Genomic DNA, 16,925 nt, shown 5'->3' with positions numbered 1-16,925 from the left:
GAAAATGTCATGGTGGATGTGGCTGCTTAATCTGACGGGCTTCCTGCTGTTGATTTATTTGTTCTACAGTATGGACAAGAAGTGGTCCAGCAGGCCTCTGCTGCTTGCTCCACTGATCATTTATGTCCTGGTATCGGTTGAGGATTTGCTTGGGTGGATCGATCTGATGAACGTGGTGCCCGGAGAAGGCGGCATGCGCGCTCTGATCCTGTTGTTTGCATTATGCTCCGTTGTTTTCTATGTGCTGTACATATTCGACAAGATCGCAGACTCCGTCCATCGGCATGTTGATATGAAAACAACTCTCGTTCGGATCAGCATGGCGGCGGGGATGTGCATTTTGTTTTTCACGATGGTGTATATGTCGATCTATAAACTGTTCGGAGGCACTTCCTTCGAAGGCGAGAACCTTGGCCAGGATTTGCTGAGCCAGTTCATTACCTTCCTGTATTTCAGCATGGCGACGTTTGTCACGGTCGGGTATGGCGACGTAGCCCCAATCGATAATACGTCCCGGCTTGTCGTGGTGCTGGAGATTGCTTTCAGTTTCATTACCGTTGCGTATGCGCTGTCCATGCTGGGAACGCTGCGCCGGATTTTCACACCGGGCGATGACGGCTTGGATGTGGCTGGCAGTGAAGAGAAGGCGAAGGCCAATAAACCGCATCGAAGAAAGCATTCCTCCATGTAAAAAAAGCGCATCTTTGTCGATGCGCCTTTTTTATTTGTGCTAGTGGTCAAGTCAGCAAGGACTTAGTTAAAGTTACGGTTTCATCAGCTTTTTCAGAATGCTGAGCCCGTTCTTGGAAGGGTAGCGGAATTTGAAATCGAACCGGTTGGTTTGCTTTAGCACGCTTTTCTTATGAGAGAAGGTATGGAAGCTGTGTTCCCCGTGGTAGGCGCCCATCCCGCTCTCGCCGACACCCCCGAATGGAAGGAAGGGAGTGGCCAGGTGCATCAGCGTGTCGTTGACACATCCCCCGCCAAAAGAAACCGAGGAGAGTACGTAATCCTGAACGTCTTCATTCTCGGTGAACAAGTAAAGGGCTAGCGGCTTGGGACGGTGATGAATCGCCTGGACAGCTTCGTGTACATCTTCATAAGTCAGGATCGGACACAGGGGGCCGAAAATCTCTTCTTCCATAACCGGCATATCCCAAGTGATATTGTCCAGGACGGTGGGCTCGATGCGCAAGTTTTCCTTAGAGCTGTTCCCGCCATGGCGAAGGGTTCCATTGTTCAGAAAGCCGGACAGCCGGTCAAAATGCTTCTCCGAAACAATGCGTCCATAGTCGGGATTCGTTAGAGGGTTCTCGCCGTAAAACGAGGTGATGGCTTCTTTCAGGTGCGCGATGAACTTCTCCTTAACCTTGCTGTGTACGAGTACATAATCCGGCGCGACGCAGGTTTGGCCGGCATTCGTATATTTGCCAAATGCGATACGTGCAGCCGCCAGGGCCAGAGGGGCATCCTCGTGGACGATACAGGGGCTTTTGCCTCCAAGCTCCAGCGTCACCGGGATCAACTGCTTGGCGGCGGCTTGCATGACGATTTTGCCGACATGGGTGCTGCCGGTAAAAAAGATATAATCCATCGGCTGCTCCAGCAAACTTGTGCTTACCTCGGGTCCCCCCTCCACCGAAACCACGTATTGCGGGTCAAACGTCTCCTTGATGATGGACGTAATGAGTCCGGATACGTTAGGCGTCAGCTCGGAGGGCTTTATAATCGCGGTATTCCCGGCGGCCAAAGCTCCGATCAGCGGAGAGATGGCCAATTGCCAAGGATAATTCCAGGGAGCAATAATCAGTACCGTACCGTAGGGCTCAGGGTAGACCATTCCCTTGCTGCCTACATGCGTCAGTGCGGTTTTGACTCGCTGCGGCTTAGCCCAGCGCTTCAGATTCTTTATGATGAAGGAAAGCTCCTTATAGACAATGCCGATCTCCGTCGTGAAGGCCTCCTGTTCACTTTTGTTCAAGTCATTGCGAAGGGCCTCCATGATATCGTTTTCCCTGGCAATCAGAACCTGGCGCAGCTTGGTCAGCTGCTGCAGACGGAAATCCACTTCCTTGGTGATGTCTTTATGAAAAAAACGCCGCTGAGCTGAAACTAGTGCTGCGATCGAATCGTTAACAGTCATATGTAAACCCCTTTCCGTTGCTATTCTATGTATATGAATAACCATAAGGACGATAAAGTCTGTACTCTTTATTATTATATAGGAGGATGTCCATCTATGAGAAATCCATCCTCGGGAGCTCCCCATGGCACAGCCCATGAAGGGGGAAAGCGAGAAGTCATGCAGACGAAGATGTCGCGCCGCCAATTTCTGAAGATTGGTGTTTCCGCCGTGGTTGGCGTTGGCGCTGCAGGCGGGGCATACGCATCTTTATGGGAGCCTCATCAATTGGACATTACAAGACTGACTTTGGCGCTTCCATCACTGCCCAAGGCTTTTGACGGGATAAAGGTCGTTCAGTTTAGCGATTTGCACCTGGGCTTTCACACCGGGGCAAAAGATGTGGCACGCTTGGTACAAGCCATTCAACAAGAGAAACCGGACATGATCTGTTTCACGGGGGATATGGTGGACGGCAATATAGAGGACATGAGGGCTGCCATTCAACCGTTTACCGAGCTGAAAGCTCCTCTCGGCCTTTTTTCCATATTGGGTAACCATGATTACGATGATTACGAAGACGTAGAGACTCTGATCTCTATGGAGGAAGAGGCCGGATTTCACGTGCTGCGGAACACGGCCGTGAAGCTGAGGCGGGAGGGGGCCGTTATCGCCGTGGCAGGTTTGGACGATGTATTCTGGGGGCAGCCGGATCCTGCGGCGGCCATTCAAGATTTACCCGAGGGGATGTTCAAGCTGCTCTTAATGCACGAGCCGGATTATGCAGACACGACTGCGGCCTATTCATTCCATCTCCAGCTGTCGGGGCACAGCCATGGGGGCCAGATCCGTTTGCCCTGGATTGGCGAGGTGATCACGCCGCCCGGGGCAAAGCGTTATGTGCAAGGACTATATACCACCGGTTCGCAAGGAATGCTGCTCTATGTAAACAGGGGAATCGGAACGACGCAGCTTCCTTTTCGTTTCTTGTGCAAACCGGAGCTTACGGTGCTTACCCTGCGCTCCATGGCATAAAGGGACTGAAATATGTGATCTGAACATGTCAAGATGAAAGGATCACTTGGAATTTGTTACACAAATGAAATATACCTGTTATCAAACTCTAACAGCCGCGGGTTAAACTTATCACATGACCCCCTTTTGAGAATATATATTATGTTTTGGACCCGGTAACGGGTCCACTTTTTTTTGCCTATTTTGTTGTGCTTCCACTATAAATACATACAAAAAAACAGATGGAGATGTACCCCATTAAAGAGGTACGGTCACCTTCTGCTTTTGTTCGAAATATACCCATTCCGTGTATCCGATTTCTTTGAGCACTTTAGCGACTTCGTCAAATTCATCTCCGACCCTTGACGGCTTGTGAGCGTCGGAGCCGAAGGTGACGTCAACGCCGTGATGGTGCGCGACCTCCAAGATGGCGTCCGATGGATACCAGCCGCCGCACAGCTTGGTTTTGCCGGACGTGTTGATCTCGATGGCAAGGCCCGATTCCGCGATGACTTTCAACGTTTCCTCGATCGCTTCGTCGGCCTTGATTTCGGAGAACAGCGGATAATTCCCCTTCATGGCATCCATATGGGCGATGATCTGGAACATGCCGCTTCGCGCGGACTGGCGGATCAGATTGAAATATTCCTCTTTATCCGCAATCTGCTGCTGCGGGGTCAGTTTCTTCCAGCGGTTTTTGTTGAAGATGCTGACATCTCTGACGTGATGGATGGAGCCGATGATATAGTCAAAAGGGTAGGCCGTTAATGCCTGCTGATAAACCTGGGCATGATTCGGAAAATAATCGGATTCAATGCCCAGGAGGACTTTAATTTTACCTTCATACTCCCGTTTTAAGTCCAGTACTTCTTGTACGTACCCCGCAAAGTCCGCTTTTGCCATGGAGATGGCCGGAAAAGGCTGCTCTTCCGGGCTCCCGAAGTATGGAGTGTGGTCTGAGATTCCGATTACCTGTAAATCTGCCGCAATCGCAGCCTCGATATAATCTCGAATGTTGCCGTCTGCGTGACCGCAGCGGAAATGATGGGTGTGCAGATCAAATTTCATGTTGACCTCCTTTATAACGCTTGATTGGTTATTGTTCTAGGTTTGATGCGTTTTTTTGTTATTCGCTGCTGATGAACTGTGTTTCGGGCATGCCTTTCAGGTCACTGAGGAATTGACGCATAGCGGAGCTGACATATCGTCCGCTCTTATAGATTACGCCGACAGGGTGGCTGACTTCAAGCTCGCTTAGGGGAACAATCTGCAGGGTGCCGTTGCGCAGCTCCGTCGCAACCGACTGCTTCGATATAATCGCTGCGCCCAAATTGATCTCGACCATCCGTTTAATTTCTTCGCTGCTTGACAGTTCCATGACAACCTGCGGCTCAATGCCGTGCTTCTTCATTACGTCGTCTGCGAAGCGGCGGCCAACGGTATCGCGCGTTAGCAGAATAAGGGGGGTACCGCCGAGCACATCCATGCTTGCCGTGGAGAGTTTGGCTAGCGGATGCTGAGGAGATACGACAAGTTCAAAAGTATCGTAGTACAGAATGGATGTGCTTAAGTTGGGATTGCGCTCGATCAGATAGCCGATCCCGATGTCGATGAGCCCGTTCTCCACGCTGTGGTAGATTTGTGAAGAGGCCATGGATTGAATGGTTGTTTTAATATGAGGAAATTGATCCTGAAAGTAAGAAAGTACCCGTGGCAGGATCTGAATAGCTATGGAAGTGGTTGTACCCAGCTGAATATGACCCTGGGGAGTTTGATCAAGGTCGGACAGCCGCTGCTTCAGCTCATCGACGATCCCGAGGATCTGTTCGGCATGGTCCACGAAGACCTGTCCCCGGTCGGTTAACGTTACGGGCTGACTTCGGTCCACCAGCACCGTTTTAAATTCTTCTTCCAGGCTCTTGATCTGGGCGGATACCGCCGGTTGTGTCAGATTAAGAAGCTCTCCCGCTTTGCGAAAGCTCATCGTTTTGGAGATGGTAATAAGCGTTTCCAATTGGCTGATGTTCATAGCCTTCCTCCTTACTTGATATATTCTTCCGCTCATCTATCGCGTGCAATCTGCATTATTTAAATTATAGGTTATTCTTCCCGGTGGAGCAATGAAGGCAGCAAACTGGTCGTTTTCGGCCGAAAAAATGAAAAACATTTTAATTTCCATTTAATTATTATTAAAAGATGGGGAAACCTTCCGATAATAGTAAAGTAGACATAGAAAAAAGGTAAGACCAAAGGCCCGTTTAAGCGAAAGGAATATCTTCGTACTAAAGCGTTTCAAGTGATAGCTGACATGGCAATACCGTTGTTGGAATGAGGACTGTCGCTATTTTGTGATGATTTATTACAAGGTATCCATTATAATGTTTAAATATATAGGTGGGACTTTGGGACCCTGACCAACAACCCAGTGAAAGGGGCGTAATGAGGAATGAAAGCGGAAGTCATCAATCCTTTTTTAGAGTCCGCACGACACGTGATCGAACAAGTCATACAGGTTTCACCTTCCACGGGGAATCTTGGGGTCAAAGAGATCGGATATTTGGAGAATCATATCTGGATCCAAATTGGCATGACAGGCCAAATGAACGGTGACATTGTATTTGGAATTCAGGAGCAGGTAGCCCTGCAGATGGTATCGGTGATGATGGGCGGTTATGTCATTACCGAGATGGATGAGATGGGGCAAAGCGCGATTTCAGAGCTCGGAAACATGATTAGCGGCAATGCCAGCACCATTTTATCGAACCAGGGCGTCAGCGTGGATATTACGCCTCCCAAGGTAATGAAATCGGATATCACGTCCAATCTTATTCAGAAGAAAGCACTTTGTATTCCGTTGAGAATGGAAGGAATCGGGGAGCTGGATATTCAAGTCATGATTTCATAAAATAGGAGTAATGAACCCAATAGCCGTGTATGCAAGTCTCTGTCAATAATGAGGTATCAAGAGCTGTGCCGGCGAAGAAAGGGATAATGAAATCATGTTAAAACATAAAGTTGTCGTCGTAACGGGAGCATCCAGCGGAATCGGCGCATTGATCGCGGAGAAGCTTTCTGCGGAAGGAGCATATGTGGTGCTGTGCGCCCGTTCGGTTGAACGTCTGCAGGAGGTGGGTGCGCGAATGCCGGGCCCCCATGAGCTTGCCACCATGGATGTTCAGAGCTCCGAGCAGGTGCAATCTGTCATGGAGGGCCTTCTTCGTCGCCATGGCAGAATTGACGTGCTGATTAACAATGCCGGCTACGGCAAGTTCGAAGCTGTTATGGACATGCGCCAAGAAGAGTTTCAGGACATGATGGACGTCAATTATATGGGCATCGTGCGCTGTACGCAAGCCGTGTTGCCGGGGATGCTGGAGCGGGGTGACGGCCAAATCGTAAACATTGCATCCATGGCCGGAAAAATCGGAACGGCCAAATCCACCGCCTATTCGGCCACGAAGCATGCGGTGCTTGGGTTCAGCAATTCACTCCGGCAAGAGCTGAGGAACACGGGCATCACCGTGTCTACTGTAAACCCCGGCCCCATCGATACCCCGTTTTTTTCCTTGGCCGATCCGACAGGCGGTTATGTCCAAAATGTGAGCTGGTTTATGATGAAAGCCGAATATGTTGCGGATCAGGTCGTGAAGCTGGTGAGAAAGCGCACGGAAGAACTCAATCTTCCGAGGCTGGCCTCACTGGGCATCAGGCTGTACCAGCTGTTTCCGAGATTTGCAGACCGCGTGTCTTACAAATGGATGAATAAGAAATAACGGCTGCGGCGCTACAACGCTTCCGTTTCGGCAACAAGCTCCTGAAGCAGCGCAGTGGCTTGTTTTGTTTTTTCTGCATCTGATGAGAGCAGTGTGATTACTTGGTCCAAGCGCAACTTGTAATTGGCCGGCTTGATGGGAAAGGTTTCGATCATGGCCACCGCACGCTTCTCATTAATGCAGTACAACTCATTTTTGGCAAACAGCACTTGATTCAAGCTCGAAATGCAGCGGAAGCAGTGGCCGGTTACATAGCTGATATCATCGCTGGCAGCTGTTTTATCCGCAAACATCAAGGAGAAGGAAGCTTCGAAGGTAAAGAAGCCGACGATTGCATCCTTTAATGCTTTTGGATAAGGAACCGTTTTGGCTTTCAGCGTCTGTATACGGTTATCCGAATCCCACAGTATGCGGCAAATCGCGATTTCCCCCATATACATCACATTGAGATAAGCATGCGGATGTCCGGTTTGGTAATGCGCGGATACTGAGCCTGCGGAACAGTCGTCGATGATGCCGGACACGCGGTGTATATCACGGAACAAGAAATCCACATGATAGCCCTCGATCATTAACCATCCGCCCCCGTTAACCCAGGCGCCCCATTCACCCAATGAAGTGATAATCCCCTCCCGATGCTCGTCATCTAATTTCTTTGCCACCTTAGCGATGTTCTCTACCTTGAATCCTTGTGATTCATCGTAATAAATGCCGATATCGATATCGGAATCCGGTTTGGCGGTTCCTTTGGCTCTGGACCCCCCGAGTACGATCCCTATAACGCCGGGCACCTCCCGAAGTTCTTCCGTTATCCGCTGGATCAAAGAATCAACTTCTGCACTCATGCATGTTCTCCTCCTTAAATGTTTTATAGGGAATTGATCTATCCTTATGTATACCTTTGCCTCATGGATTCAATTTTTTCGCGGGTCCATTGAACGGCTTCAGCTGGGGAGATGATGGTAGCTTCCTCTCCGAGACGCCACATATAGTCCGAATAGAAGAAGATGTCGGCCGCTGGTATTTCAAGCTGAATAATTCCGCTGCCATCCTTGTTCTTAAGGATATGGGGGCCGAGGCGAGTATCCGTTTCAAGCAGCCAAACCCCTTTGGAAGTTAATTGTACCTCAAACGGCTTCAATTCCCCATCCTTGGTTTCCGGTATGTCACGCAGCGTTTGACAGGCAATATCTTCACGGATCGTTATGGACTCATTGGGGCTGGCAGCAATGATCCGGTCGACTCTGAACTGTCTGATATCCTCTTGAGTAAAACAGTAAGCCGGACAATACCAGTAGCCCGAGCTTGCATACAAGCCGATAGGCTGAATATGCCGCTGGCTGCTTCCTGCGGATGAACGATAGGAGATGGTGACCGCTTGCCGAACCATGATGGCTTCCATTAGCGTTTGTAAAATCTCGCTGGACATCGCACGGAATGGACTGTGAATCATAACACGATCCTTAAGCCGGTCGATCTGCTCCTTGGTATCTGCCGGCAAATAATGATAGAACTTGTGGAGGGCCGTGGCGGCTCCGTCACCGAACGGGAGCGTGCTGAAATAGCTTAAGGATTGGCACGCAAAAAAGATAGCGGTCGCCTCGCTTTCGGTGAAACTGATCGGCGGCAGCATCCGCTCCTGCAGCAATCTGTATCCGCCCCCTCGGCCTTGCACGGAGTAAATGGGAACGCCGAGCCCGCTCAGCTCATCCAAATCTCTTGAGAGGGTTCTGACGGAGAGCCCGAATTCATCGGCCAGCTCTTTTACCGTAAACGATTTTTTTGCATTGATCATCATCATTAATTGAATCAGGCGCTGGGATTTCTGCATAGGAATACCTCCGTCTCATATCATTTATTTTATCTTATTCTTTAAATAAGACAATATTTGTCTTATTTAAAAGGTATGATGTTCTCAAGAAGCAAGGGTTCACGCTGAATCCTTGGAGCAGGGTCCATTAAGGGAGGAGAATATAGAATGAAACAAGACATGACTAAAGAAGAGCTGGGATTTGTTTTTATATACGGAGCAGGTTTGAACGGAGGAGTATGGGATCGCGTTGTGGAAGGGCTGGGTCATCCGTGTTTGAAAGTGGAATACCCGTTGCGGGATCGGAATGTGATATCCGGACATCATTTGGGGCTGGCGGAGTACGTAGACCATATGGCGGAGCAGGTGAGAACGTGGGGGATGAACAAGTTTGTCATTGTGGCGCATTCCCTGGGCGGGGTATTGGCTATGGAGCTGGCCTCCAGGTTCACAGGCCGTGTTGCCGGTTTTGTAGCCCTCGGTGCGGCTATTCCTAAGCGGGGAGGTTCATTTGTTTCGGTGCTTCCGTTTCCTCAGAGGGTCATCATGCCGATCATCCTAAAAACGGCTGGCACGAAGCCGCCTGAATTCGCAATCCGTAACGGGCTGTGCAGTGATCTGCCGGAGGAGCAGGCCTCCCGAATCGTAGCGGAGTTTGTTCCGGAATCCCGAAGAGTCTATACGGATCGCGTTCAAGCGTCTGTTCCCGATGTGCCAAAGCTTTATGTGAAGCTCACCCAAGACAAAGAGTTCGGATTATCCATACAGGAAAACATGATAGCCAATCTGTCTGCGAATGGGGTGGAGAGCCTCAGCACCGGCCATTTGCCAATGCTGAGCGATCCCCGTGGAGTCCAGCGGATTCTGGATGGCTTCGCAAATCAAGTGAACATAAGCCGTCACCCGGTCATCTCATCATAATCTGATCCCGTCTCGGACCGACCGATATCGTCTTGATAGGAACGCCAATGGACGACTCAATGAACTGCACATATTGCTGTGCGGCTTCCGGGAGCTCGTCAAAGGATCGGATATGCGAGAGGTCGCATTTCCAGCCCTTCAGTGTTCTCAGAACAGGCTTTGCAGACTGGAGATCGGCTGTTACCGGAAAATGGTCAATGATGCTTCCGTCCTCTAACTCGTAGCCAACGCATACGGGAATGTCATCCAGGTACCCCAGGACGTCAAGGTTGGTGAGAACGGCCTCGGTAGCTCCCTGCACCATGCAGCCGTAACGGGTGGCTACCGTATCAAACCATCCCATTCGTCTTGGCCGGCCGGTCGTTGCCCCGTATTCGCCTGCATCGCCGCCACGGCGGCGGAGCTCATCGGCTTCATCCCCATGCAGCTCAGTCACGAAGGGACCGGCGCCGACACAGCTTGAATAAGCCTTAACCACCGCAATGACTTGGCTGATGGCGTACGGCGGCAGTCCAGCTCCGACCGGTGCATAACCTGCCAGCGTGGAGGAGGAGGTGGAGAACGGGTAGATCCCGTGATCCGGGTCCCGCAGTGCCCCTAATTGACCCTCCACGAGGATAGGGTCGCCTTTCATATAAGCTTGCTGCAGCATCGTGGTGGTATCCTTGATATATGAAGACAGGAACTGGAAGGACTCCAGCAGTTGTTTGGCCATCTCATCAACGCTTAGCGGATCTCTCCCGTACAGATGCTGCAGCTGCACGTTCTTGATGGCAAGCATCTGCTCGAGCCGTTCACGAAGTCGCTGGGGATGGAACAGATCAGCTACCTGAATGCCCAGCTTTGCATATTTATCAGCATAGAATGGCGCGATCCCTCGTTTCGTAGAACCGAATCCACGGGCGCCGAGCCGTTCTTCTTCCAGTTCATCCAGCAGCCGATGAATAGGAAGCACGACTTGGGCGCGCTCCGATATAAACAGTTTGGGGGCGGGTACGTTCCTTGCTTCCAGCTCCTGCAGTTCCTTGATCAATACCTCCATATCCAAAGCCGTTCCCGGACCGATGATATTCGCTACGTTTGGATAGAATACACCTGACGGCAGCATATGCAGCGAAAACTTCCCATAATCGTTAATAATGGTATGTCCTGCATTGCTCCCTCCCTGAAATCGGACGACATACGACGATTGCGCCGCAAGGACATCCGTCATTTTTCCTTTGCCTTCATCTCCCCAATTGGCTCCTACTATGGCTGTAACTGTCAAAGCATATTCGCCTCCTACGGTCTTTTTCTTTACAGGGCTCATTATATGAGTTGCATCGTCATAAATAAAATTGATATTAGTAATAGTAGACATTAGTTTCATTTATGTTATACGATTCTGTAGAGAAGAATACGGATAACGGCGAATTCTAAGCTGGTCTTTGGGTAAGAGTTCCCGTTATCATAGGATAAAATCGAGGTAATCATAATGGAAATCAATATGGAGTGGTATCGTGTCTTTTATTGGACCGCCCGGCTTGGCAGTTTATCGCGGGCAGCGGAGCATCTGCATATCACCCAGCCGGCCGTCAGCCATACCATTAAGCATTTGGAGGGAACGATCGGAGGACCGCTGTTCTTTCGGACAACCAAGGGGGTTAAACTCACGTCGGAGGGAGATGTGCTGTTTCGCTATATCGAGCAGGCCTTCAGCTTCATCGAGATCGGCGAAAAGGCGATTGCGGACATGCATAACTTGCATAGCGGCGAAATCAATATTGGAGCAAGCGATACGCTGTGCAAGTATTATTTGCTGCCGCATTTGGAGTATTTCCACGCCACCTATCCGGATATACGCATCCGCATCTCCAACCGCACAACCCCGGAAACGCTGTCCCTCCTCAAGGAAGGGAAGATTGATTTTGGCATTGTTCATTTACCGGCCTCCGATAAACAGATCGATTTTCGCGCGAGTTCGCCGATTCACGATTGTTTAGTTGCCGGCAAGTCATTTGTGGAGCGGGCACAGCTACAGCACACCTTGTCCCTTCGCGATATCGGGAACTATCCCCTGCTTATGCTCGAGAGAGGCGGGAGCACAAGAAACTACGTCGATCAATATGCCAAGAGGCAGGGAGTGACACTGAAACCCGAGTTCGAGCTTGGCAGCATTGAGCTGCTGGTACAGTTTGCCCGGAGCGGCTTTGGACTGGCTTTTGTCATTCGCGACTATGCTAACGAGGAATTGCAAGGAGGACAGCTGATCGAAGTGCCGCTCCATCCGCCGATTCCCGAGCGCAGCATAGGAATTGCAACGCTTCGAGGTATTCCGCTATCCGCTGCCGCCAAGTCATTTCTTTCTCTTTTGCCTTAAACCGGTCGCGATCGAGCCATTCGAATGGCCATGTTTGAAGTGCTGTTCACTGCCGTTTAGTATGTTTGATTTGGTGAGGACTCCTGTTTTGGCATATAATGAAAAAGAGTGATCAAAACTTGGTAGGAAACACGCCTGCTACCACCGTATGAAGTAAACAAACCACATGTATCGGAAGATTTTTTCTAGCGATATCAGGCAGACGCGCTTTGGAATTATAGACTTCTGATATCTAAAAAAAGGATGGACTAACATATGACTGCAACTACATTTCATACATTAGGAATAGCCGAGGATTTGTCCTCCAGATTAACGGAGTTCGGCATTGTCACGCCTTCTCCCGTTCAGGCCGAGGCTATACCGCCCATACTCGAAGGCAAGGACGTGCTTGCGACTTCCCAGACAGGCACGGGCAAGACGCTTGCCTATTTGCTGCCTGTGCTTCAAGGGATCGATCCGGAGATCAAGGGAGCCCAGAAATTGATTCTTGCTCCGACACAAGAGCTTGCCGTACAGATTGTGAGAGAGAGCGAACGTTACGGGGAAGTTCGCGGAATCGGTGTGCTCGGTCTCATCGGGGGCGCCGCGGCCAAGCGTCAGATTGAGAAGCTGAAGCTGCATCCGCAGTTGATCGTAGGGACGCCGGGACGTGTTCGGGAGCTGATCGAAATCCGGAAATTGAAGATGCACCAAGTAAGCACGATCGTAGTGGACGAGGTGGACCAGGTGTTTAATCTGGGCGGCGCCGGCGATGTGGATCGCATTCTGCGCAGTGCATTACGCGATCGTCAATTGGTATTCTTATCCGCCACGGTGAGTCCGGAGACGGCAGAGATCGTCAAGAAGGAGATGGATCAGCCGGTCGAGATCGGGATTGATCCCGAGCAGCGGACGCCGTCCGCGCTGGAGCATTATTATTTTGTGACCGAAGAGCGCGACAAGTTGGACATGCTGCGCCGCGTGGTCCGGCATTACAATCCCGACCGTGCGATTGTCTTCGTCAATGCCACTGAGGATTTGGCAGAGGTAGAAGCGAAGCTGAACTACCTCGGCTTAAATGCGGCTGCCATCTATGGTGATGCCGACAAGATGACTAGAAGCCGGGTTTTGAATGCGTTTAGAGAAGGGCGTACCAAGCTCTTGGTGGCTAGCGATGTCGCTGCCCGCGGACTTGATATCGAAGGACTCGGCATGGTCATCAATTACGATCCGCCTATTGACGCCGAGCATTATACACACCGCGCAGGACGTACTGGACGCATGGGCCGGAGCGGCATGGCGATAACGCTCGTAACGGACCGTCAGACGTTCATCATGCGCAAGTTCAATCGCGAGCTGGGCATATCGATTGAAGAACGCGCTCTGTATGGCGGAAAGGTTAGATCTCCTCGTGTTACACCGGCCGATCGAGGACATGGTCCACGTGGGTCAGCCGGAGGTCCTGCTCGAAAAGAGAAGCCGGCCCGAAAGCCTGCCTCCACCAGCGCCAATGGCAAGGCGGGAAGCGGCAAGGCTTCGGGAGAGCGTCAGAGTGAAAGGGAGCGGGACCGCAAGAACAAGGGCGCTCCGAAATGGCTGAAGAATAAGCCTCCACGGAGTTAATGGCTGCAAGCTCCGTCCATGCGGAGCTTGCAGCCGGTATGTTGTTTTTTGGGTCCGATTCAACGGAAGTGATCGACATCCATGGGGACCGGACTTTTCAGAATAAGAGGTGATCGATAATGAGTGAACAGCCGGTATTGTCTGTTCAAGGATTAAGCGGCGGGTATAGCGTGAATCGACCGGTTCTGCATGATATAACCTTTCAGGTTTCTCCGGGTGAGATGGTAGGTTTGATCGGCCTGAACGGCGCGGGCAAGAGCACCACGATGAAGCATATTCTCGGACTGATGAACCCGCAAAAAGGGAGCATTCAGGTTCAAGGGAAGAGCCGGGCAGAGCATTCGGAAGCATATCATGGCTCCTTGGCATTTGTTCCCGAATCCCCGCTGCTGTATGAGGAGATGACGGTACGCGAGCATCTGGAATTTACGGCGCGATCCTATGGCGTATCCCGTGAAGAGTATGAGTTGCGTTCGGAGCAGCTGTCCAAGATGTTCCGTATGGAAGAAAAGATGGACAGCCTGTCCACGCATTTATCCAAGGGTATGCGCCAAAAAGTGATGATCATGTGCGCGTTTGTCGCCAGACCGTCGCTGTACATTATTGACGAGCCCTTCCTTGGGCTTGATCCGCTCGGGATACGTTCGCTGCTTGACTTCATGCTGGAGCTGAAGGCGTCCGGCGCTTCGGTATTGCTCAGCTCCCATATTCTCTCCACGATTGAGAATTATTGCGACCGGTTCATCGTGCTGCACCGCGGCAGCATCATTGCTCAGGGAACGCTGAAGGAAATCCAGGATCAAGCCGGAAGACCGGGGATGTCGCTGGAGGAGCTGTTTAATGTGCTGATTCAGGACGGTAAAGGCGAATGAATCTGCGTGAGCTGTATGTCAAACGACGCGGGCAGTTCTGGGGTGAAATTCTCCCCTATCTGGGTTATGTCATACAGAGCGGGGTAGCCGTCGTATTTCTGTTTCTTCTGATTGCATTCGCTGCCTGGTACACTGCACTACTGCAGCAGATTCCGGCAGATCTGCCGATTCGCTGGATCATGATGATTTTCCTTGTGCCCCTCATGATCAACAGCAGTATTCGGACGTATCTCCGTCCGGCGGATACGGTGTTCCTCATTCCGCAGGAATCCCGGATGAAGGAATACTTCAGTAAAGCATGGTTCAGCGGCGTCATTTATAAAATCATCGGTTTAGGACTGGTGACGTTAATCCTATGGCCTCTATACATACGCAGTGATGTTTCGCCAAAACCGCTCCTGGCAACGTTTGTTGTTTTGACGCTGTTTAAACTGCTGTCCAGCTTCGGCAGCTGGAAGGAGCAGCTCATGGTGTCAAGGAACGCGGCGGCAGCCTACCGGATACTCCGCTGGATCGTTCCGGCGCTGAGTTTAGCCGCCTGGTTATGGCATCCAACAGGCCGCGCCCTCCTGTTTATGGGGCTGCTCGGCCTCACGTATATTGCCGCCTTGTCAGTACCCGTCAAGCACCTGGTCGCTTGGGAACGATTCATCGCCGTTGAGGAGAGACAGGCGAGCCGGGTGATGATGGTGCTGAGCTGGTTCGTGAATGTGCCTCAGCGCGGGCAGCGTGTCCACGCGCGAAAATGGCTGTCCGGATGGGGCAAGGGATTGGCGTGGAAGAAGGAAAGCGCCTATCGATTTCTTCTCATTAAGAGCCTGACACGGAGTGATATTCTCGGCATACTGATTCGGGTCGGACTGTTGGGTGCCTTTCTTGTGTGGGCAACCCGGGAGAGTATGGTATCGGCGATGGTGTATCTGGTCAGCCTGATGATTATCGGACTCCAACTGTCTGCACTGCGAAAGCTTCACCCGGAATCGTTCTGGCTGCATGTCTACCCGCTTCCGGAAGGTACGCGCCGCGCCAATGAAGGGAAACTGATCTTCCAGGTGCAGCTGTTTTGGGCTGTCCTCCTGTGGCTCCCACTCATTCCGGGCATCCTGAGTGCCCCCGGACGCATATTGGGTACACTGGCTGCGGGGATCGTGCTGGTATTTCTATTCCGAAGCGCCGCTGCCCGGAAGAGCCGACGTGAAGACGATGATGACGAATAAATGGGAAGAGGCCGGGACGTTAACGTCCCGGCCTTCTATTGTAATTATAGTATGGGTTATTCCGGTTGCAGAAATCGCAGTACGTGGTGTGGCGACCTGCGATTTCTGTTAGGTTGTTATCTAGTTGTCGTTACACCCAGAAAGAACGAGTGATGATAACGAGCAGGATAAAGAGAACCAGGATTGCTCCAACTCCGTATCCACCGCCGTATCCGCCGCCGTATCCGCCGCCGTATCTTACTTCTTCAACTGCACCCATGTTCATTCCCCTTTCAGTTCGTTGATTTGTAGTACACGGTATTGTATGTAGCTAATGGTCTATGTGTATGGGCGAGCGTTTATTTGTGGCAGAAGAAAAAATAAAGACCGGGGATGATTCTCCCCGGTCTTTATTAGTGCGCTTAGCATGTGCGCCATTTGAGGCGGGTGCAGTCGGATAGGTCACCTAATCTCAAACTACTTGTGTTAGGATGTAAAATAACCACGGGAGTTGGAGGAATGAAATGGAAATGCTTCATAGGTTGAATCAAATTAGAGTAGGGTACAAATCAACTACAAAACAAAAAGTCTTTTCAATAGTAAGTGCAATGATGATCGGAGTTATTTTGGGTTTAGCAGCAAAACTTGTGGATAACCCGGGTATCAACCCCATATTTGACGATATCGGTGGACGTCTTGGTATTTGGGTATTTGTAGCAACACTTTTATCAGTTTTCAGCTATTCGCCCAAAGTAGCAGCTGTAAAAATATTCGTCTTTTTTGGATCGATGCTTACCGTGAATTATGCTTACACCGTGCTTTTTCTAGATTTCTTCCCAATGAGAGAAATTGTGTTTTGGGGAATGTGCGCAGTGGTATCTCCCGTGTGCGCTTATATTATGTGGTATGCGCGTGGAAATGGATTGTTTTCTTATATTGTTGCGGCGCTACCAATCACCGTCTTGCTGTCGGAAGGGTTTGAATTACGTCACGCTTACTTACCCATTCACACTCATTACTATTTAATTCCTTGGCTTATGGGGATATATCTCATCATGGTCTTGGTTTTATTGCTTATTCCTAAAAATAAAATACAATTTATAGTCGTTCTGCCAATAGCACTTATATTGTCTTTGATCATGATATATTTTAATGTTTTAGGTCGGATATTTGGCGGAATGAACGGTGTATTGTAGGAGTGTCGCTGAACATAAATAATGCCCTCCCAGCTTCCAACAGGAAAGTGAGAGGGCTCA

The 16,925-nt window shown here is 50.5% G+C and carries 17 protein-coding genes; 10 read left to right on the top strand and 7 right to left on the bottom strand.

Annotated features, from left to right (window positions below; genetic code table 11):
• The first annotated feature begins 4 nt into the window (after window positions 1–4).
• Window positions 5–691, top strand: coding sequence for a potassium channel family protein (locus tag DP091_RS20770; RefSeq protein ID WP_113060075.1), 687 nt, complete (start codon window positions 5–7; stop codon window positions 689–691).
• Window positions 692–763: 72 nt separating this feature from the next.
• Here DP091_RS20770 and DP091_RS20765 read toward each other — a convergent pair whose 3' ends face one another.
• Window positions 764–2,143 carry an aldehyde dehydrogenase gene (locus DP091_RS20765; RefSeq protein ID WP_113060074.1) on the bottom strand — a complete coding sequence of 460 codons (1,380 nt, stop codon included), beginning with the start codon at window positions 2,141–2,143 and terminating at the stop codon, window positions 764–766.
• Between the two features lie 96 nt (window positions 2,144–2,239).
• Between DP091_RS20765 and DP091_RS20760 the strand changes: the two genes are divergently transcribed.
• Window positions 2,240–3,157 (top strand): metallophosphoesterase, encoded by a 918-nt coding sequence (locus DP091_RS20760; RefSeq protein ID WP_113060073.1) that lies wholly within the window; start codon window positions 2,240–2,242, stop codon window positions 3,155–3,157.
• A gap of 237 nt (window positions 3,158–3,394) precedes the next feature.
• Here the strand turns inward: DP091_RS20760 and DP091_RS20755 are convergent, their stop codons facing one another.
• The gene (locus DP091_RS20755) at window positions 3,395–4,204 is read right to left on the bottom strand and encodes a histidinol-phosphatase (RefSeq protein ID WP_113060072.1); all 810 of its coding nucleotides are present in this window, start codon (window positions 4,202–4,204) and stop codon (window positions 3,395–3,397) included.
• 58 nt (window positions 4,205–4,262) lie between these two features.
• Complete coding sequence (locus DP091_RS20750; protein ID WP_071222421.1) at window positions 4,263–5,165, bottom strand: LysR family transcriptional regulator; 903 nt, start codon at window positions 5,163–5,165, stop codon at window positions 4,263–4,265.
• A gap of 417 nt (window positions 5,166–5,582) precedes the next feature.
• On the opposite strand from DP091_RS20750, the gene DP091_RS20745 reads away from it, so the two are divergent.
• Both DP091_RS20745 and DP091_RS20740 read left to right on the top strand, forming a co-directional pair.
• Window positions 5,583–6,041 (top strand): chemotaxis protein CheX, encoded by a 459-nt coding sequence (locus tag DP091_RS20745; protein ID WP_113060071.1) that lies wholly within the window; start codon window positions 5,583–5,585, stop codon window positions 6,039–6,041.
• 94 nt (window positions 6,042–6,135) lie between these two features.
• Window positions 6,136–6,909: an SDR family NAD(P)-dependent oxidoreductase gene (locus DP091_RS20740; RefSeq protein WP_181469891.1), complete on the top strand. Its 774-nt coding sequence runs from the start codon at window positions 6,136–6,138 to the stop codon at window positions 6,907–6,909.
• 11 nt (window positions 6,910–6,920) lie between these two features.
• Here DP091_RS20740 and DP091_RS20735 read toward each other — a convergent pair whose 3' ends face one another.
• Together DP091_RS20735 and DP091_RS20730 are read right to left on the bottom strand one after the other, a co-directional pair.
• Window positions 6,921–7,754: a nucleotidyltransferase domain-containing protein gene (locus DP091_RS20735; protein ID WP_113060069.1), complete on the bottom strand. Its 834-nt coding sequence runs from the start codon at window positions 7,752–7,754 to the stop codon at window positions 6,921–6,923.
• 44 nt (window positions 7,755–7,798) lie between these two features.
• Entirely contained in the window at window positions 7,799–8,740 is a 942-nt protein-coding gene (locus tag DP091_RS20730) for a helix-turn-helix transcriptional regulator (protein ID WP_113060068.1), read from the bottom strand.
• 147 nt (window positions 8,741–8,887) lie between these two features.
• Between DP091_RS20730 and DP091_RS20725 the strand changes: the two genes are divergently transcribed.
• On the top strand, window positions 8,888–9,640 hold the full coding sequence (locus DP091_RS20725) for an alpha/beta fold hydrolase (protein WP_113060067.1): 753 nt from the start codon (window positions 8,888–8,890) through the stop codon (window positions 9,638–9,640).
• On the opposite strand, the gene DP091_RS20720 is transcribed toward DP091_RS20725, so the two are convergent.
• Window positions 9,627–10,907, bottom strand: a complete 1,281-nt coding sequence (locus DP091_RS20720) for an adenylosuccinate synthase (RefSeq protein ID WP_113060066.1) — start codon at window positions 10,905–10,907, stop codon at window positions 9,627–9,629. The two genes, DP091_RS20725 and DP091_RS20720, sit on opposite strands and share 14 nt — an antisense overlap.
• A gap of 207 nt (window positions 10,908–11,114) precedes the next feature.
• Between DP091_RS20720 and DP091_RS20715 the strand changes: the two genes are divergently transcribed.
• The 4 genes from DP091_RS20715 (at window position 11,115) to DP091_RS20700 (ending at window position 15,690) form a co-directional block, all read left to right on the top strand.
• Window positions 11,115–11,999: a LysR family transcriptional regulator gene (locus DP091_RS20715; RefSeq protein WP_113060065.1), complete on the top strand. Its 885-nt coding sequence runs from the start codon at window positions 11,115–11,117 to the stop codon at window positions 11,997–11,999.
• A gap of 255 nt (window positions 12,000–12,254) precedes the next feature.
• Window positions 12,255–13,601 carry a DEAD/DEAH box helicase gene (locus DP091_RS20710; RefSeq protein ID WP_113060064.1) on the top strand — a complete coding sequence of 449 codons (1,347 nt, stop codon included), beginning with the start codon at window positions 12,255–12,257 and terminating at the stop codon, window positions 13,599–13,601.
• A gap of 119 nt (window positions 13,602–13,720) precedes the next feature.
• Window positions 13,721–14,473: an ABC transporter ATP-binding protein gene (locus DP091_RS20705; protein ID WP_113060063.1), complete on the top strand. Its 753-nt coding sequence runs from the start codon at window positions 13,721–13,723 to the stop codon at window positions 14,471–14,473.
• Window positions 14,470–15,690: an ABC transporter permease gene (locus DP091_RS20700; RefSeq protein WP_113060062.1), complete on the top strand. Its 1,221-nt coding sequence runs from the start codon at window positions 14,470–14,472 to the stop codon at window positions 15,688–15,690. Before DP091_RS20705 ends, DP091_RS20700 begins: the two co-directional genes overlap by 4 nt.
• 130 nt (window positions 15,691–15,820) lie before the next feature.
• On the opposite strand, the gene DP091_RS20695 is transcribed toward DP091_RS20700, so the two are convergent.
• Window positions 15,821–15,949, bottom strand: coding sequence for a sporulation protein YjcZ (locus DP091_RS20695; RefSeq protein ID WP_113060061.1), 129 nt, complete (start codon window positions 15,947–15,949; stop codon window positions 15,821–15,823).
• A gap of 244 nt (window positions 15,950–16,193) precedes the next feature.
• On the opposite strand from DP091_RS20695, the gene DP091_RS20690 reads away from it, so the two are divergent.
• Window positions 16,194–16,865: a hypothetical protein gene (locus DP091_RS20690; protein WP_113060060.1), complete on the top strand. Its 672-nt coding sequence runs from the start codon at window positions 16,194–16,196 to the stop codon at window positions 16,863–16,865.
• Window positions 16,866–16,925 lie beyond the last annotated feature (60 nt).

It is taken from the genome of Paenibacillus sp. MDMC362 (assembly GCF_003269305.1).
GTDB lineage: Bacteria > Bacillota > Bacilli > Paenibacillales > Paenibacillaceae > Paenibacillus_AQ.
The sequence above is the reverse complement of the archived record's forward strand: the minus strand, read 5'-3'. Positions and strand labels throughout refer to the sequence as shown.

Excerpts from the sequence above, each read along its gene's own strand:
- DP091_RS20705 (WP_113060063.1), top strand. The coding sequence starts at position 13,721 with ATGAGTGAACAGCCGGTATTGTCTGTTCAAGGATTAAGCGGCGGGTAT.
- DP091_RS20710 (WP_113060064.1), top strand. The coding sequence starts at position 12,255 with ATGACTGCAACTACATTTCATACATTAGGAATAGCCGAGGATTTGTCC.
- DP091_RS20715 (WP_113060065.1), top strand. The coding sequence starts at position 11,115 with ATGGAAATCAATATGGAGTGGTATCGTGTCTTTTATTGGACCGCCCGG.
- DP091_RS20740 (WP_181469891.1), top strand. The coding sequence starts at position 6,136 with ATGTTAAAACATAAAGTTGTCGTCGTAACGGGAGCATCCAGCGGAATC.
- DP091_RS20730 (WP_113060068.1), bottom strand. The coding sequence starts at position 8,740 with ATGCAGAAATCCCAGCGCCTGATTCAATTAATGATGATGATCAATGCA.
- DP091_RS20735 (WP_113060069.1), bottom strand. The coding sequence starts at position 7,754 with ATGAGTGCAGAAGTTGATTCTTTGATCCAGCGGATAACGGAAGAACTT.
- DP091_RS20755 (WP_113060072.1), bottom strand. The coding sequence starts at position 4,204 with ATGAAATTTGATCTGCACACCCATCATTTCCGCTGCGGTCACGCAGAC.
- DP091_RS20750 (WP_071222421.1), bottom strand. The coding sequence starts at position 5,165 with ATGAACATCAGCCAATTGGAAACGCTTATTACCATCTCCAAAACGATG.
- DP091_RS20695 (WP_113060061.1), bottom strand. The coding sequence starts at position 15,949 with ATGGGTGCAGTTGAAGAAGTAAGATACGGCGGCGGATACGGCGGCGGA.
- DP091_RS20745 (WP_113060071.1), top strand. The coding sequence starts at position 5,583 with ATGAAAGCGGAAGTCATCAATCCTTTTTTAGAGTCCGCACGACACGTG.
- DP091_RS20700 (WP_113060062.1), top strand. The coding sequence starts at position 14,470 with ATGAATCTGCGTGAGCTGTATGTCAAACGACGCGGGCAGTTCTGGGGT.
- DP091_RS20770 (WP_113060075.1), top strand. The coding sequence starts at position 5 with ATGTCATGGTGGATGTGGCTGCTTAATCTGACGGGCTTCCTGCTGTTG.
- DP091_RS20725 (WP_113060067.1), top strand. The coding sequence starts at position 8,888 with ATGAAACAAGACATGACTAAAGAAGAGCTGGGATTTGTTTTTATATAC.
- DP091_RS20760 (WP_113060073.1), top strand. The coding sequence starts at position 2,240 with ATGAGAAATCCATCCTCGGGAGCTCCCCATGGCACAGCCCATGAAGGG.
- DP091_RS20690 (WP_113060060.1), top strand. The coding sequence starts at position 16,194 with ATGGAAATGCTTCATAGGTTGAATCAAATTAGAGTAGGGTACAAATCA.
- DP091_RS20765 (WP_113060074.1), bottom strand. The coding sequence starts at position 2,143 with ATGACTGTTAACGATTCGATCGCAGCACTAGTTTCAGCTCAGCGGCGT.